General features: G+C 48.8%; 12 protein-coding genes. 8 read left to right on the plus strand and 4 right to left on the minus strand.

Annotation, left to right across the window (positions count from 1 at the left end):
* Positions 1 to 135: 135 nt before the first annotated feature.
* Positions 136 to 2,697, plus strand: a complete 2,562-nt coding sequence (locus tag AC5JLB_RS15865) for a M1 family aminopeptidase (protein ID WP_495874798.1) — start codon at positions 136 to 138, stop codon at positions 2,695 to 2,697.
* Positions 2,698 to 2,775: 78 nt separating this feature from the next.
* Here the strand turns inward: AC5JLB_RS15865 and AC5JLB_RS15870 are convergent, their stop codons facing one another.
* Positions 2,776 to 3,942 (minus strand): NAD(P)/FAD-dependent oxidoreductase, encoded by a 1,167-nt coding sequence (locus AC5JLB_RS15870; RefSeq protein ID WP_495874799.1) that lies wholly within the window; start codon positions 3,940 to 3,942, stop codon positions 2,776 to 2,778.
* Between the two features lie 670 nt (positions 3,943 to 4,612).
* Between AC5JLB_RS15870 and pilM the strand changes: the two genes are divergently transcribed.
* The 4 genes from pilM (at position 4,613) to AC5JLB_RS15890 (ending at position 9,964) form a co-directional block, all read left to right on the plus strand.
* Positions 4,613 to 5,734 carry a type IV pilus assembly protein PilM gene (pilM, locus tag AC5JLB_RS15875; protein WP_495874800.1) on the plus strand — a complete coding sequence of 374 codons (1,122 nt, stop codon included), beginning with the start codon at positions 4,613 to 4,615 and terminating at the stop codon, positions 5,732 to 5,734.
* A gap of 1 nt (position 5,735) precedes the next feature.
* Positions 5,736 to 6,605: a PilN domain-containing protein gene (locus AC5JLB_RS15880; protein WP_495874801.1), complete on the plus strand. Its 870-nt coding sequence runs from the start codon at positions 5,736 to 5,738 to the stop codon at positions 6,603 to 6,605.
* Positions 6,602 to 7,489 (plus strand): hypothetical protein, encoded by an 888-nt coding sequence (locus tag AC5JLB_RS15885; RefSeq protein WP_495874802.1) that lies wholly within the window; start codon positions 6,602 to 6,604, stop codon positions 7,487 to 7,489. Before AC5JLB_RS15880 ends, AC5JLB_RS15885 begins: the two co-directional genes overlap by 4 nt.
* A gap of 90 nt (positions 7,490 to 7,579) precedes the next feature.
* A complete protein-coding gene (locus tag AC5JLB_RS15890; protein WP_495874803.1) occupies positions 7,580 to 9,964 on the plus strand; it encodes a secretin GspD/PilQ domain-containing protein in 2,385 nt (794 codons plus the stop codon).
* Between the two features lie 48 nt (positions 9,965 to 10,012).
* On the opposite strand, the gene AC5JLB_RS15895 is transcribed toward AC5JLB_RS15890, so the two are convergent.
* Positions 10,013 to 10,252 carry a hypothetical protein gene (locus AC5JLB_RS15895; RefSeq protein ID WP_495874804.1) on the minus strand — a complete coding sequence of 80 codons (240 nt, stop codon included), beginning with the start codon at positions 10,250 to 10,252 and terminating at the stop codon, positions 10,013 to 10,015.
* Positions 10,253 to 10,492: 240 nt separating this feature from the next.
* Here AC5JLB_RS15895 and AC5JLB_RS15900 point away from each other — a divergent pair, with 240 nt between their 5' ends.
* Both AC5JLB_RS15900 and AC5JLB_RS15905 read left to right on the plus strand, forming a co-directional pair.
* Positions 10,493 to 11,737, plus strand: a complete 1,245-nt coding sequence (locus AC5JLB_RS15900; protein WP_495874805.1) for an MFS transporter — start codon at positions 10,493 to 10,495, stop codon at positions 11,735 to 11,737.
* Between the two features lie 80 nt (positions 11,738 to 11,817).
* On the plus strand, positions 11,818 to 13,053 hold the full coding sequence (locus tag AC5JLB_RS15905; RefSeq protein ID WP_495874806.1) for a tellurite resistance TerB C-terminal domain-containing protein: 1,236 nt from the start codon (positions 11,818 to 11,820) through the stop codon (positions 13,051 to 13,053).
* Between the two features lie 17 nt (positions 13,054 to 13,070).
* Here AC5JLB_RS15905 and AC5JLB_RS15910 read toward each other — a convergent pair whose 3' ends face one another.
* On the minus strand, positions 13,071 to 13,880 hold the full coding sequence (locus AC5JLB_RS15910) for a PEP-CTERM sorting domain-containing protein (protein WP_495874807.1): 810 nt from the start codon (positions 13,878 to 13,880) through the stop codon (positions 13,071 to 13,073).
* Between the two features lie 583 nt (positions 13,881 to 14,463).
* On the opposite strand from AC5JLB_RS15910, the gene AC5JLB_RS15915 reads away from it, so the two are divergent.
* Positions 14,464 to 15,792 carry an ATP-binding protein gene (locus tag AC5JLB_RS15915; RefSeq protein WP_495874808.1) on the plus strand — a complete coding sequence of 443 codons (1,329 nt, stop codon included), beginning with the start codon at positions 14,464 to 14,466 and terminating at the stop codon, positions 15,790 to 15,792.
* A gap of 34 nt (positions 15,793 to 15,826) precedes the next feature.
* Here AC5JLB_RS15915 and AC5JLB_RS15920 read toward each other — a convergent pair whose 3' ends face one another.
* On the minus strand, positions 15,827 to 16,165 hold the full coding sequence (locus tag AC5JLB_RS15920; protein ID WP_495874809.1) for a cupin domain-containing protein: 339 nt from the start codon (positions 16,163 to 16,165) through the stop codon (positions 15,827 to 15,829).
* Between the last annotated feature and the right edge of the window lie 91 nt (positions 16,166 to 16,256).

Raw genomic sequence — 16,256 nt, forward strand, 5'->3', positions numbered from 1 at the left:
AAAGCCTTTAAACTCTAATTTTGGCTAGATAAAATAATTAAGCTCGGTAGGCAAATTCTCTGTTATTGTTCATAATCGGAATGAGTTTGCGTTAAGTAGTTCCAGTCTAGTGTCACAAAGGGTCAGTTGAAAGCGATGTTGCACTCTAACGGGTTTGATTCGGAAAATGGTCACAAGCAGTTTGAACTACCAGGAGCGCGTCCTCACTACAATCCCGATCGTCCGGGTCAGGTTGAGCATATTTTTCTAGACTTGAGGCTCGACATTCCGAATCAGTCCTTTGCAGGCACGTGTACAACCCGACTGAAGCCGATACGCGATCGCATCGATCGCTTAACTCTCGATGCGGTCAATCTAAACATTGAATCCGTCAAAATTGGCAACACCGATCAACCGTTTGACTATGATGGCGAACAGGTGCAAGTGTGTCTGCAACAACCGACTCAAGCAGGCGTGAGCTTCGAGCTTGCGATCGCATACCGGGCTGACCACCCCCAACGCGGCATGTACTTCATTGCACCCGAAGAACATTACCCCAACAAACCCGTTCAAGTTTGGACGCAAGGAGAGGACGAAGACTCGCGGTTTTGGTTTCCGTGCTTTGACTATCCTGGACAACTAGCAACCTCCGAAATTCGTGTCCGTGTGCCCAAGCAGTACCTAGCAATCTCGAATGGTGAACTGATTGAAACGCAGGCAGACGGCGATTTCAAGCTCTATCACTGGCGGCAAAATGAAGTACATCCTTCCTATCTAATTACGCTGGCAGTGGGTGACTTTGCCGCATTGCAGGATGAGTGGAACGGTAAACCTGTGACCTATTATGTTGAGCGAGGACGGGAACAACAAGCGCGGCTGAGCATGAGCAAAACGCCACAGATGATCCAGTTTTTTAGCCAGAAATATGGTTATCCCTATCCGTTTCCAAAATATGCTCAGGTCTGTGTCGATGACTTTATCTTTGGCGGCATGGAGAATACGTCTACCACGCTGCTTACCGATCGCTGTTTGCTAGACGAACGCGCGGCGATCGATAACCTCAATACCGAAATGCTCGTCGCTCACGAACTGGCGCATCAATGGTTCGGCGATTTGGTCGTCATCAAACATTGGTCGCATGCTTGGGTCAAAGAAGGCATGGCATCTTACGCCGAAGTGATGTGGGTCGAAAAAGAGTACGGAGCGAACGATGCGGCTTATTATTTGCTCGGTCAAGCGCAGGAATATTTAGATGAAGACTCGTCGCGCTATCGGCGATCACTAGTGACGCACGTGTATCGCGAAGCGATCGAACTCTACGATCGCCATATCTACGAAAAGGGATCGTGTGTTTATCACATGATTCGTCGGCAGCTTGGCGACGAACTATTTTATAAAGCGATCGCAACCTTCTTAAATGACAATGCTCACCGCACTGTTGAAACAGTCGATCTGCTACGTGCGATCGAGAAAACAACAGGACGTAATTTGATGTTTCTGTTCGATCAGTATGTCTATCGCGGTGGACATCCTGATTATAAAATTGCTTATGCTTGGGATGCAGAAAGTAGTCTTGCAAAAATTACAGTGACGCAAACGCAAGCAGAACTTTTTGATCTCAAAATTCCAATTGCCGTAGGTTACATTCAGGAAAATGCTGAGCCAACATTAAAAACGTTTAATGTCAGAATTCATGAGAAAGAGCAAAGTTTCTATTTTCCATTAGAAAAGAAACCTGATTTTGTCAGCTTTGATGTAGGAAATCATTATCTCAAAACGGTTGAATTAGAGTATCCATTTCCAGAACTAAAAGCACAACTGCAGGCTGATCCTGATCCGATCTCTCAGATGCAGGCCGCCGCCGCGATCGCTAAGAAAGGCGGATTAGAAGCGGTGAATGTGTTATCCCATACCGCCCAGACTGCACGATTTTGGGGCATTCGCGCCTATGCGATACGCAGTCTTGCCACCATCAAACTCGATCAAGCCGTCGAAGGCGTACTGGCTGGATTGCGCGATCCTCATGCTAAAGTTCGACGGGCAACTGTGGAGAGCTTGGGACAAATTTCTGCCGATGACAGCTACACGGCGCTTAAGTCTCTAGTAGAGCAAGGTGACGCGAGTTACTACGTAGAAGCGGCGGCGTTGCGGAGTTTAGGGCGAGTGGCGGCAACGGGTAGTGATACACGAGAAGCGGATGTATTGCAGGTGATTAACTGCGTTTTGAAAGAGCGTCAAGGCTGGAATGAAGTGGTGCGATCGGGCGCGATCGCGGCCCTCAGTCAACTCAAAACCTCTGAAGCCGCTCTCAACCTAATTTTGGAATACACACAGCCCGGAGTACCACAACCGTTGCGCTTAGCCTCGATTCGCTCCTTGGGCGCAATCTCCACTGGGCAAACCAACGTCAACGTTGAGCGCATTTTAGAGCGGCTAAACGTCCTATCGCGAGAAACGTTTTTCTTGACTCAGGTCGCGGTCGCGATCGCGTTGGGACAAATGGAAACAATCAAAGCTGTCAGAGTGCTGCAATCGCTGGCAGACCAAACGCCTGATGGTCGCGTGCGTCGCATTGCCGAAGAGTCGATTCAAACGGTTCAGAAAAATGCAGGGTCTGATAAAGCTGTGAAGCAATTGCGAGAAGAACTTGATCAGATGAAGAAAGAGAATCAAGACCTCAAGAGTCGGTTAGAAACCTTGGAGGCGAAGGCGAGGTAGGCACGCCTGCGTTGCCGCAAACGCAGGAGAGATAAGCGGAATGGCAAGAAGTATGGACAAGGGGAGTGTGGAGGACTTTTAGGTAAATCTGGCGGGAGATAGGGAATCGAGGAGTGGATCGCGTTCACTCGTGACGTGAACGGCGAATCGCTTCGCTAATGGAGGTACGATCGCTAGGGGATTGCTAAAGCCTGAGAAGAGATGAAGCCCTTCGTGTCCCGGCACCGTGCCGATCAGCGGTAAGCGATCGCGACTAAACGCAATCAGACAGTGATGCCATTTCCCTGGAATGTCTTCTAGCTTCGGTAAAACATGGCCAATGTTGTGCCGCAGTGCTGCCTCACTTTGAGCCGCATTAATTACTGCGTTCTCGCTGGTAAGGGTGCGACTAATTTGACCAATGCGAATTCTGCCATCCAACAATTGAACGGCTCCAGCATCTAGAATGGCGGGCGCAGGCTCGTTGTCGGGCGCATCCCACAGCGCTTCCACCTCTGAACGAGTCGCATCGGCTTCTAAGGCAAAGCGCTCGGCGGCGGCAGGCATCACAAGCGTACTTAAACGTAAATCAACAGGCGGAGTTTCGATAAGTTCCGCGTGGGTAAAGTATTGCTTGACAGCAATTCCAGCGTCTTTGAGGAAGTGCCGAGTCACCCCTCCAGTGCAAAGGGCAACGTTTTTTGCGGAGAACGTTTGAGTGGGCGTGACCGCTCCTGTAATGGTTCCTACGCTGTCTTTTTGCAGGTGTACCACTTGAGCAATTTTCAACTCTCCGCCCAGCCTCTCAAAGGCTTGAATGTATGCTTGAGTCGTGCGCTCGGTTTCAATGTGTCCATGTTTGACTGTTAGCACACCTGCGATCGCGTCGGCATTTAATAAAGGCTCTAGCTGACACGCTTCTTGCACCGTCAGAAGCGTGGGCGGAATCGCGAAATATGTATAGTTTTTCGCGATTTCTGCTGGATCATGTTGCGCCGAAATCGTGAGCAGCAAATCCACTTCTCGAAACTGAGTATCGGCGTCGAGTTCAGCAGAGAGCGATCGATGAATTTCGATGCCTTCGGCGCACAGTTGGTTCGTTAACTCTGTTGTGCCTGACCAGTAAGCAATCCCGCCGTAGCTAAAGCGAGTCGCCGAGTGCGGCTGCGCGGCTTGGTCAAGTAAGAGGACGGAATTTTGCTTGGCTAGTTCATAAGCAAGTGCTGCACCTGTAATTCCTGCACCAATGACAATCCAATCATGCATAAGTAGTAGCCGACCCAAAGAAACGCGCCTGTTCACTTTGAAACAAATCTTGCAAATTTGCAATTCGCTAGAACTCAGATCATTCAGCAACGCTTTTCCGTAATAGCACTGGAAATTGCATCAAAAAAGCGCCTCAGTACTATTACGCCTACAATTCGTGCCTACAGTTTAAGTATTAATTCGGACGCAGATAAAAACGATCGCTCATTTATGAATATTGCGTATACGATGCATTTGATAAGTTGTCCAAACTCTACTGGAGCAGCTTTACCCGTACCAATCCATCTACAGCATAAACCTCAAAAATAAATTAGAAATAAGACTCTAAATAAAGAAATCTCAAGGCAGTCTTCGATCGAACTAATTCAGTTCAAATCGAAGACTTGTTCTGTTGTAAATTCAATTTTTAGAGCTAAAAAATAAGACTTCATTTATTAAATTGATTTGTGTATCTTTCATAAATTTTGGGTAGGCTAAACTCGTTGAACCTCAGAAGAATTATTGAGAATCAATAGTTTCCTCTGTGTTAACACTTAAATGTTTGAGCTTTAATGATCAAACATCTGAACGTGAATTAAATTGAGTACTGTGCGTTAGCATCGGCACCATTGCCACTATTTTTGATGCTAAACCTGGTCATCAAACTATCTTTTAGTGGGCTAACAAAGCTGTGGTTAACGGTCTAAAGAATCTGGTTTCAAGAAAGTCCAAGGGGGTTGGTATAGAACTCGCCCCCGATCGCATCAATATCGTGCAGTTACGCAAGCATGGACAAGGGTTCAAGCTAGCAAACTACATTACGGTTCCGGTTCCAGAAGGAGTATTTAAGGAGGGTGAAATCGTTGATCCATCTGCAATGGCTGAACTGATCCAAACTGCCTTAGCAGAAAACAAAATTAAGGTAAAGCGGGCAGCGACTGCTATTCCAGGAGGGCGGGATACTGTCACTCGAATTATTCCAGTTCCGGCAGAACTCGACGATCGAGAACTGCGCGAAATGGTGCTGAATCAAGAAGCCGGACTTTATCTACCGTTTCCTCGCGAAGAAGCCGATGTCGATTATCAAAAACTTGGATTGTTTATTGATGAAGACGGCATCGAAAAAGTTCAAGTCTTGTTAGTTGCTACTCGTAAAGAAATTACTGACAGCTATCTCGCAACCTTCCAACAGGCTGGATTGGAAGTTGATGTTTTAGAAATTAGTAGTTTCTCGCTAATTCGCACCATTCGAGAACAATTGCGACAGTTTGCGCCGCAAGAAGCGGTGGCATTAGTCGATATCGAATTTGAGAGTACAGAGATCTCGATCGCAGTAGATGGTGTACCGCAATTTTCGCGGACAGTGCCGATTGGGACGTTTCAAATTCAAGGGGCACTGTCGCGGGCGATGAATTTGCCGCCGTCCCGCAACGCAGATTTGCTGCAAGGCATGACGGTTCCCCTCAATACGATGGAGACTGTCGGTGCACCCCGTGGCGGAGGCGGAGGCGGGGGCACGAGTCCCGGAGCCGCCGCAATGATGAGGGTTTTGGGAGAACTGGCGGACGAGCTGCGCCGCTCGATTGATTTCTATCTCAACCAGGGCGACAACTTGGAAGTCGCACAGCTTCTACTGGCAGGACCAGGAGCCGCGATCGGGCAACTTGACGAATTCTTTACCCAGCGCTTGAGTTTGCCCTGTAGCCAGATCGATCCAGTAGCGGCACTGTCGCTCGAAGCGGCAGAAATTTCTGAGGCCGCTAGGCCTGGATTGGGCGTGGTGTTGGGATTAGGACTGCGGGAGGCATGGTGAAATGTATAGTTTAGATGTCAATTTTCTCAACGATCGACCCGAACTCAAACCGAATAGCCGTCGGTTAGGTCGGTCTCCAAAGCTTGTAATTTCTAGCGCTGACAAGCGCCCGATGTACATCGGGTTAGCGGCTCTGATTGCCTTTCCGGTGTTTGCTGGAGCCATTTATGGTGTTCTGGCTTGGAGGACTGGAGACTTAGAGCAACAGCAGGCAGCTTTGGACAGCCAGTTAGGCAACCTAGAAATAGAGAAGAAAAACTTAGCGACGATTGAGGCACAAGCCAAGCAAGCGACGGACGAAGCGCAGGCGCTCGCAACGGTGTTTAACCAAATTAAGCCGTGGTCAGCGATGGCACAAGACATCCGCGATCGCTTGCCGGCTAATGTACAACTTCTCGCGATCAAACAACTGGAGGCTAAAGATCAGGCGAGCGCCCCGGCTGGAAGTGCCAAAGTGTCGAACACCGTACAAATTGAGGGCTTTGCTAATTCCTTTAACGATGTCAACGATTTTCTGCTGACGCTGCAACAGTCTAACTTTCTGAAACCTGAGATCACCAAGATTGTGGATGCTCATTTGGGAGAAGATCGGACACTGCAAACGCCTGACATGCCGAATGTCCCGTTTAAGCGTAGTGGAGGGGCAATCAAGCTGCCAAAGCAGGTTCAGTTTTCGATCGTGACGGCGGTGAGCGAAGTTCCGGCGTCTGACTTGATTCGAGAACTCGATCGCAAAGGCGCGGTCGGGCTAGTCACTCGGATCGAAGCGTTGCAGGATCGGGGCGTGATTCAAACGGCTTCGACTCAGCCTGCGAAGAGCGCAGCAGATATGAAGGCAACGAGCCAAGACAAGGGAGCGAAGAAACCATGACGAATGGGGATTTTATTCAAGACTCAGAGTTTGAGACACCCAACTACCCAACAGTATTTGGGCTAACAATGACTCCGGTAGTACAGGGCGTCTTGTTTGGTTTAGGCGGAGTGATTGCGTGTGGGGCCATGATGGTGTACTTGGTTAGCCCAACGTGGGAGACCTACCAAGCACTCGATGCCAAAGTGAAAGAGAAGAGTGAACAAGTTAAACAACAAGATGCAATTCGTCAGCAGATCAAAGCGGCGAAAGTTAGATTAGAGAAATCGAAACAACAGCGCGAACAGGTTTATGCCTTGTTTGCTAATGAAAAATCGATGGATACGCTGTTGCTTGATCTAAACCAACAAATTGAAAAAAATAACGTTGGATTGCTCGCTGCAAAACAATCAAAGCTCAACGCTTGTCCAATCTATGTGCGGGAGGCGTTTGCCAGTAGCGATGGCGCAGATCAGTTTACGCAAAAGTTTGGGGCGTTGGTTGCCCAAGCGCAGCTAAACAAGTTTAAGCCCAGCGAAAAGGGAGCCGAAATTGTGAATGACGGCTCGTTAGGCGCAGCGGTTGACAACAAGCTAAAGCGGCAATCGATCAATGTGGAGTTTCAGGGCAATTTCAACCAAACCCAATCAATTTTTAGAACGATCGAGCGGCTGCAACCGTTGCTGCTGGTCAGAAATCTAGATGTGAAGGTGGGCGACGGAGCCAAGACAGGAACGCAGCTAGTGGAATTTGAACCGGATGGGCGAATTCGCTATCTCACAAACTGTCAGCCGGATACAAAGATTACGACCTCGTTCCAGATGCAGGCGTTGTTGCCCTTAACGGATGTCGATCGCAAGGCGATCGCAGCAGTGCCCACTCCTTCACCCGGAGCCGCAAAGTAACCTGACAGCGAGTAATTCCAGACCGGAAGTAAGCGCAATGTCTTTCTTCCTTTTTATCCCCCAAATCCCTATCCCTAGAGGAGTGAACCCGTGAAAGAGCTTCGAGCTATCGGCGTAATGACCGCCGCTACGATCGCACTATTTGCCAGTCAGCCCGCATCGGCTGCCCCGACCCAAGTGAGCAATGTCCGGCTGAATCCGACGGGATCAGGGGTGGATGTTGTGCTAGAAACGCAAGGTGGCAACAAAGCGCCGCAAGTGTTTAATGTCAATCGGGGCAATACGTGGACGGCTTACGTTTTTAATACTCAAATTGCTCAACCGTTTCAGCAAGCCAATCCTGCACCGGGAATTGCTTCGGTTTCGGTGAACGCGATCGGGGGTAATGGAATTCAAGTCGTGGTGGTGGGTAAGGCAGGAACACCAACAGGTCAGGTGGCAAGCCGCAATGCCCAAGGCGTGATTCTGAGTGTGGCGAGTACGGGCGGTGTGGCAACGGCTGGAAACGGCAGCGTCGCTCAAGTGACTCCGACTGTGGCTCAAGCCGCTCCGGCTAAAGCTCCGGGCGCAGTGATGATGCAAATTACGCCTCGTCCGCCGTCAGGTACGCCAGTTACGCCGTTTGTGCCGACTGCTCAAGTTCAGCCGAGTGGCGCACCGTTTGTGCCGACTGCACCCGTTCCTCCCTTGTTGCCACGTGCGATCGCGCCTCCCGTGGGCGATCAATCGGTTGCAAACATCGATGCGTCTCCATCCGCGATCGACCTTGGAACGAATGAAAGAATTCCTCGCCTTGTCCTGCGCGATGCTCCGGTAAGAGAGGTGTTAGCATTGCTAGCAAAAGCAGCAGGCTTAAACTTGGCATACAGTGAAGGGTCGAGTGGAGCCGCACCAGGAGCGAACGGAGCAGCAGCAAAATCTGGCGGTCCAACCATTTCACTTGATATTGAGAATGAAGCCGTTCAGGATGTCTTTAACTATGTGCTGCGGATTACTTGCGTTCCTGTAAGTGCACAGGGCGGAGCCGCAGGCGGAGGCGGACAGTGTGCAGCACTCGAAGCAAACCGAGTCGGACGAACTGTTTTTGTAGGAACTCGCCTCCCGGATGAAGCGCGGAATTTGGTTTCTCGAACCATTCGTCTCAATCAGGTAAATACAACTGATGCAGCGGCGTTTTTGACGACTCAAGGCGCTGAAACTCAACGTCCATTTGAACAAATTCAGATTCAGACGGTTGGAGAGGGAGCGGCAGCAAGAACGATTGAGACGCGGACGCCAACGATTTTGGCACTGAGACCAACTGAGGGAACGGGTGCATTGGTGTTAAGAGGACTGTCGGTTTCGACTAACGACCGTCTCAATTCAATCACCCTAACTGGAGCGCCCAAGAAAGTAGAAATTGCTACAAACCTTCTGACTCAGCTTGATGCCCGTAAACGTCAGGTGTCAGTTAACGTCAAGATTGTAGATATTAATCTACTGAAAACGGAGGACTTTAATACTAGTTTCTCGTTTGGCGTTGGTAACAACTTCTTTAGCGTAGACCAAGGAGCAGCAGTATTTAATTTTGGCTCTGTCAGACCGCCAACCAATGCAGAAGTTCGTAATGGATTGACTTCTGCCCCCGTTACTGGAAACTTGTTCCCGTCTGGTACAACCTTAAGTCCCTTTGTTCAAGAGAACAGCAATTCTCCTTTTGGTAATCCTGGAACTGGGGCACGTGCTCCCTTTGGTACGAATGGCAATCCCTTTGCACCTGGTCCAACTGCAATTAGTCCACCCACGATCGATGGCACAACAGGAATTGTTACTGCACCAGGCACAGTTACTTACGGCTTACCTTCTTTGTTTCAGTTCCCTTCGAAATTCTTGTCTCGCTTACAGGCTCAAGTTATTAGCGGTAATGCAAAGGTGCTATCAGATCCAACAGTTGTGGTTCAAGATGGCGAATCATCAAGTGTGCGTTTAACGAGTGAAGTTTTTGCAGGATTCAAGAGAAGCGCTCAGGTCAACGGTACGCAAAGTGCAACTATCGATGAACCAATCATCAAGGAAGCAGGATTAATTCTCAATATGCAAATTGATCGAATTGATGATAACGGCTTCGTTACCATGCGTGTTAATCCAGTGGTTTCCTCACCGGGATCGACTGTCCAAACTCCTCAAGGTCAAATCACATTAATCAATGGTCGAAGTGTGCAATCTGGGGCGATTCGAGTCCGGGACGGTCAGACACTGATTCTGTCTGGAATCATTCAGGAAACCGATCGCGCAACGGTCAGCAAGGTTCCGATTCTTGGTGATATCCCGATTCTAGGTTCTCTATTTAGAAGCACGAATCGCAACAAGCAGCGTCAAGAAGTGATTGTAATGCTGACGCCAAGAATTATGGATGACAGCGATCGCTCTACTTACGGTTACGGCTATGTGCCGGGTAAAGAGGTGCGCGAGTTCATGCAACAGCAACAGCGCTAATTGAGCTAGTCACGTTGTTATAGAGTCATTGCCGAGGCTTAGAACACTCTAAGCCTCGGCATTTTCTTTAAGGATGGGGTTGTGACCTCGGAGTTTCGAGTTCTGATCGCGGAGTTCCAGGTTCTGATCGCGGAGTTCCAGGTTCTGATCTCGAAGTTCCAGGTTTTGAACTCGGAGTTCCAGGTTTTGAACTCGGAGTTCCAGGTTTTGAACTCGGAGTTCCGGCTTCTGATCTCGAAGTTCCAGGTTTTGAACTCGAAAGGTCAAGCTCTGATCTCGGAGTTTCAAGTTCTGAACTCGGAAGGTCAAGCTCTGAACCTGGACAGTTCTGAATTGCCGTCCGAACAAGGAGGCTTCAAACTAAACCTCCATGACTTGCTGTAATTCCTGCGCCTCATCATTTGATTGCAAGCGCTACAGAGAAACGATCGCGCAAATTCAACCACCACAAACCGCCCAAGTGCAGAAGTCTACCGAGCGGCAAGACTGGTATTCTTTCAGGCGTAACGTTTTGCTTTCTTTATCACTGTGTCATTTCTCCCGCGTCTACAGCGTCAGGTTTGGCTGCTTGCGTTTGGTCGGCTCCTCTCTCAAATCGGTACAGGATTCACGCTCTTCTATGCGCCAATTTTCTTTGTCAACCAAGTCGGTCTCTCGGCAACCGCTGTTGGTCTCGGCATTGGCAGCGCTTCCATCTCTGGCATGGTTGGACGGGCACTCGGCGGCAGCTTTGCCGACTCAAAATTTTGGGGGCGCAGACGCACGTTACTACTGTCAGCAGCGATTTCTGCGATCGCATCATTCTCACTCGCGGCGGCTTACAATTTTCCCACTTTTGTTCTCGGTAATCTTTTAGTTGGACTTGGAACCGGAATCTATTGGCCCGCGACCGAAGCGGTTGTTGCAGACCTGACAACACCCGATCAGCGCAATGAAGCTTACTCAATTACTCGTTTATGCGATTCGTTGGGGTTAGGCATTGGCGTTGTCCTCGGTGGAGCACTAATCAGCTCTACCGGACTCTATCGATTACTGTTTGTGATCGATGGCATTTCATTTATTGTGTTTCTAGGCGTCATCTATTTTGCGATCGCAGAAACGAATCGCACCTTTAGCAAAGAATCTCAACTGAGTGGTTGGAAAATTGCGCTGAGCGATCGCAGGCTGTTGATTTATGCGATTGCCAATACGATGTTTACGACATACATTGTGCAGATCGATAGCGCGTTGCCGCTCTACTTTAGTAACTTCGTTCGGGTTAACGGCACTGATCGAGGATTTGAACCCTCAACCATTAGCGCTTTGTTTACGTGGCATCTAGCGCTGTCGGTTTTAGTGCAGCTTCCCATTGCTCGTATCCTCAACCGCTGGCGACGATCGCAAGTGCTTATCATATCCGCCACCTTTTGGAGTGCTGGATTTCTGCTGATTTGGCTCACCGGAGTTTCAACCCAAGGAAATTTAGTGTGGGCCGCGATCTCGCTTAGTGTATTAGCCTGTGCGATCGTTACTTACACGCCCTCTGCATCGTCTCTCGTCGTTGAGTTAGCTCCCGAATCCTTACGCGGCGTTTACCTCGGCATCAACTCTCAGTGCTGGGCAGCAGGTTATCTGATCGGGCCTCCCCTCGGCGGTTGGGCACTCGATCAAACCCGCACTATTGCCAATGGATACTGGTTAGTGTTGATGGGCAGCGTTGCGATCGCGGTCGGAATTTTGCGATCGTTGGATACAATGATGATTCGCAACAGCGAAAATTCCAGTACAAATTAATTAGGATGAATTCAAAGCTTTGCAATCCTCTTGAGATTTAGCAGAGCCTATTTAATCTTCTAACGCGCCATGTTCAAAAAATGTTCAAAAGCCGCTTGCTTCTCAGCCTAACTGCCTTCATCATTAGCTTCTTCATCGGTCTGCTCACGGCGAGAGACTTTAACAAAGCCTTGCTCACGGGAGGCATCACCGTTGTTGCTAGTTTAATCGGTGCTGCCGCCACAGAAGGACGTTACCGCAATGCTTTAAGTCAACGCGGCGAGGAATTAAAATCTCACATTCGGGCACTCCAACGCAGACGCGCAGAGGCTTACGAAGCGCTGGTGATCATGACATCAGAACGCGATCAAATTGCTAATAGCCTCAACTCGATGCAAACGCAGCTACGCAATTTGCAGATCCAAAGCTCTAACCTGTGGAAGCAAAAAGAAGAACTCAGTTGGAATCTTGGCACATCCGAACCGTCGCCCACGGCGAATCAAATGTATGGGCTGCAAGTCAGAATCAAAGAACTTGAACAAAAAGAAGCAGAGTTGAATCATTCTCTCTCTGCCACGCTTTCTGCCAAACAACGCGCCGAGCTTGCCCTCAAAACAAACCAAGCAGAACTAAACCAACTCCAAGCCCAACTGCTCGAACATGCCAACCGCAAAGACAGCCTTGCCAAAGAAATCGCGGCCTTGACCGCTCAAAAGCAGCAGCTAGAAGTAGAACTCGTCTCCCTGCAACCGAGAGTGATCGATCTAGAGCGCTACCGCACCGAGCTGAACCAGTTTTTAGCCTCTGCCGAACCAAAGCGGCAACAGGTTGAAAATAGTTCGCGATCGCTTCAAGGCGCGATTGAGCAACTGCAAGTGCAAATTTCGTCGCTGCACGGCGAATTGGGTCAACTCGAAACCCAGATTTTAGAACGGCGCGACCAGAAAGACATGCTCGATCAAGAGTTAGCCGCGCTCAAAGGAGAACTAAGTACTTCAGAAAAAGTGATAGCCGCCGATTCACCCGAACCTCAAACTAGCCAAATTCCTGAAGCCGGTTTGCCAACAATGGATTGGATGAATTTTTTCAATCAACTCCCCGATCCTGAATTTAAAGCCTTGATTGCGATCGCAGAGCACTCCAACCCTAGCCCTGCCCTCAAGCAAATTTCGGAAGATCACCTGACGATGCCAGAGCTACTGATCGACTCGATCAACGAGCGAGCAATGGATACGGTTGGAGATTTGGTCATCGATCCCAGTGCTAACACTCCGATCGTTGCTCCAGAATATGTAGAGACGATTCACTATTTGCTAGAAAGTCTACGAAAGTCCTAACGTCAGTTACACGGAAGTTACAAGCGCTTCTTCAATAGCAGCGCTCCTGCCCCGACCGTTAGAAGCGCGATCGCGGCAGACGGCTCTGGAACCTGCTCTCGCTCTACGACTTGTCCCGATGCCCGGATCAAAAAGTTTCCATCGCTGTAGAGCGTGGGTGTGAGCACACTGTAGTTGTAGTCAGTACGTTGCGGAAAGAACGGATTAAACGCAATGTAAGACTGATTTTTGGAATTGGGTTGGTTATCGCGATCGAGTTTATCTAGCGCTGCCGGAAACTGTCCTTGGAGTTGCCCTGGCAACAGCGCTCCGACATAAAACTTCTTGCCCTGAATTTGGGCTGGAGTGTCGAATTTAATATCGAAAAAAGAATCCGTTCCTGGAGCGCTAATCTGAGCGTCTTGCTGTGTCAGAAGGTTGAGCTTGCCATCCCCATTTTCTTCATAGATCAGCACCTTAGCCATCAATCCTTCAGTTAAGCCGCTTTGGGGCAACTTTTGCTTTGTGCAGGGATCGGTTGCGGCAGGCGTTCCCCAAGCGATCGACACCGAATCAATTAGGTTAGCGCTATCAATCACATCGAATTGATTCAGCCAGATGAAATCTGAAATTGGAGCACCATTGTTTAACGTACAGTTCGTGTCTGAGATGCCCACACCTGATTCGCTTTGTCCATCGTCAAGTTGATATAGCACTGAAGCCTGAGCGCCAGATGCAGTCAGTACGATCGCGGTAGTCATCACCCCTAGCACAGGCTCAAAAAGAACCGTTCTCAGATGAGCAAAGCGGCTTAAGGGCGCTAACGTACTGGCAAATCGCTGAATCATGAAGCTACATTCTCCCAAGCACAGTGACCTAGTTTTCAAGAAGGCATTCAGTATTACGAACATACTGGCGAAATTTCCGGAGGAATTGTAAGTTTATACAAGCAATTTCACCGAGGCTTCATAAAGCTTTTTAAATGCTCTAGGTCATTCTACCGAAGTAATAAGTGTTACGTAGCAAAATCAAGCTATTTTTCAAAGAATCCTGATATTTAGGACCGTAGAGAAGTAACACCTAAGTAAGCGTTGAGAATCATTGAAGCATTCTTTACTTATATACTCATACGGTCCTGCTGATCTTACTTTTAATTATATGAATTGATAGTGATGCTTAATGCAATTCAATATGCAATTCAATGTAGTCAGGTGAATCATGTTAATCGAGTGAATCATGCTTTTGGCAATGCTTCATGAGAAGGAATAAAAGCCATAAAAAATAAACTATTTATTGAATAGACGATTTAGAGGGCAAATTGAGAATTCCTCACCCTCGTTGATCAAACCTCATCGAACAGTGCTACCCTAACGTCTATTTGGAACCAGATCGGAACCAAAATCGCTCCTATTATTGACGCCTCATTGCACTATGCCTAAACTTCCCAAACGCATCTCTACAGCTTTAATCAACGCCCTCGGTGCAGGCGTTGTTCCGCGATCGGGACTAGAACATCTTGCCGTGGGTCGAGAGCAGGAACTCGCCACGATCCTGCAAGATTTGGAGCATGTAGCAGCAGGCGGAGCCTCGTTTCGATTTGTGGTAGGACGCTACGGCGCAGGAAAAAGCTTTACTCTACAACTGATTCGGAGTGCAGCGATGGAGCAAGGCTTTGTCGTCGCCGATGCCGATATTACGTCAGAGCGTCGCCTTTCTGGGAGCAATGGTGCAGGAGTAGCCACTTACCGTGAACTCATGCATCATCTTGCAACTAAAAGCCGACCCGATGGCGGCGCGTTAGCCACAATTCTGGAGCGCTGGATTGCTGCCATTCAAACCCAAGTCGCGCAGGACACAGGCAAAAAGCCCAACGATGAGGGCTTTGATCAGCACGTTGAGGATCGCATTCGTGAAGTCACTCAAGATGTTTCAGATCTCGTCAATGGCTTTGACTTTGCGACGGTAATCATTGCCTATTGGTCAGGGTATCGGACGGGTAACGACGACAAGAAAGAAGCGGCGTTGCGCTGGCTGCGAGGCGAGTTTTCGACAAAGACAGAAGCGAAAGCGGCGTTAGGCGTACGAGCAATTATCGATGATGACACTTGGTACGACTACATTAAATTATTCGCAAGATTTGTCGCCGATCTCGACTACAAAGGGCTGCTGATTATTCTGGATGAAGTGATTCACCTGTTTAAAATTTCGACGACCGTTTCTCGCCAGAATAATTACGATAAATTGCTCGCGATGTTTAATGACGCGATGCAAGGCAAAGTAAAGTATTTAGGAACCTTGATCGGAGGGACGCCTCAGTTTCTGGAAGATCCCCGGCGAGGACTTTACAGCGATCCGGCATGGCAACGCCGCACCGCACAAAGCCGATTTACAACCCAAGCTGGCGTAGCGGATGCTATTGCGCCTGTGATTCGTTTAGAACCATTGCAAGATGAGGATGTGATCGAACTGCTGAGACGTCTTGCTGCGCTCCACCGAGACCACCATGAGTACACTTGGACAGTAACGACGCCAGACTTGCAGACGTTTGTTAAGGTATTACGAGATCGCGCTGGAGCAGAAACTTACCTGACTCCTGGTGAAGTAGTTCGAGACTTCATGGCAGTGCTAAACGTTCTGCACCAAAATCCTAATCTCACCTTGAACGAATTGCTCAACAGCCAAAGCTTTCAAACTACAAAACCTGCGACCAAAGGCCCGCAGGTTGAAACCGATAGCGAATTTGCAGAATTCACCGTGTGATACGATTCGCCTAGCGTGGCTCAAAACGATTCGCTTAGCGAAGCTCGACGCGATCGCCATGACTTGGCGGTTGGGAAATCACGAGAAATTCTAACTCCTGGTCAGACTCATTCAGCAATTGATGCAGACAATTGCTCGGAACTTCTGCCCCTTGCTGTGCTTGTAGAATTTCACGTTTTCCGTCAATGTCAAGAGTTGCAGTTCCGCGTAGGACGAAGAAGAACTGATGAGCGTGATGGTGAAAATGCCGGACTTCAGACGTTCCAGGAGGCATTCGCTCGTGAATAACGCTTAACTGATCGCAGCTCACTAAATGCCAGCCATCGCATTGATTACCCCAAACGTAATGCTCAGCCGTTTCCTTGCTAATCATGTTTGTGATAGGAAATATGCGCTATTAGCACCAATGAACTATTCATAATGAATAAACCTGCGATCGTTGGTGAAAACATACACATGATGTC

The sequence above is a fragment of the Myxacorys chilensis genome (assembly GCF_059505265.1).

Excerpts from the sequence above, each read along its gene's own strand:
- AC5JLB_RS15865 (WP_495874798.1), top strand. The coding sequence starts at position 136 with ATGTTGCACTCTAACGGGTTTGATTCGGAAAATGGTCACAAGCAGTTT.
- AC5JLB_RS15870 (WP_495874799.1), bottom strand. The coding sequence starts at position 3,942 with ATGCATGATTGGATTGTCATTGGTGCAGGAATTACAGGTGCAGCACTT.
- AC5JLB_RS15880 (WP_495874801.1), top strand. The coding sequence starts at position 5,736 with ATGTATAGTTTAGATGTCAATTTTCTCAACGATCGACCCGAACTCAAA.
- AC5JLB_RS15885 (WP_495874802.1), top strand. The coding sequence starts at position 6,602 with ATGACGAATGGGGATTTTATTCAAGACTCAGAGTTTGAGACACCCAAC.
- AC5JLB_RS15905 (WP_495874806.1), top strand. The coding sequence starts at position 11,818 with ATGTTCAAAAGCCGCTTGCTTCTCAGCCTAACTGCCTTCATCATTAGC.
- AC5JLB_RS15910 (WP_495874807.1), bottom strand. The coding sequence starts at position 13,880 with ATGATTCAGCGATTTGCCAGTACGTTAGCGCCCTTAAGCCGCTTTGCT.
- AC5JLB_RS15915 (WP_495874808.1), top strand. The coding sequence starts at position 14,464 with ATGCCTAAACTTCCCAAACGCATCTCTACAGCTTTAATCAACGCCCTC.
- AC5JLB_RS15920 (WP_495874809.1), bottom strand. The coding sequence starts at position 16,165 with ATGATTAGCAAGGAAACGGCTGAGCATTACGTTTGGGGTAATCAATGC.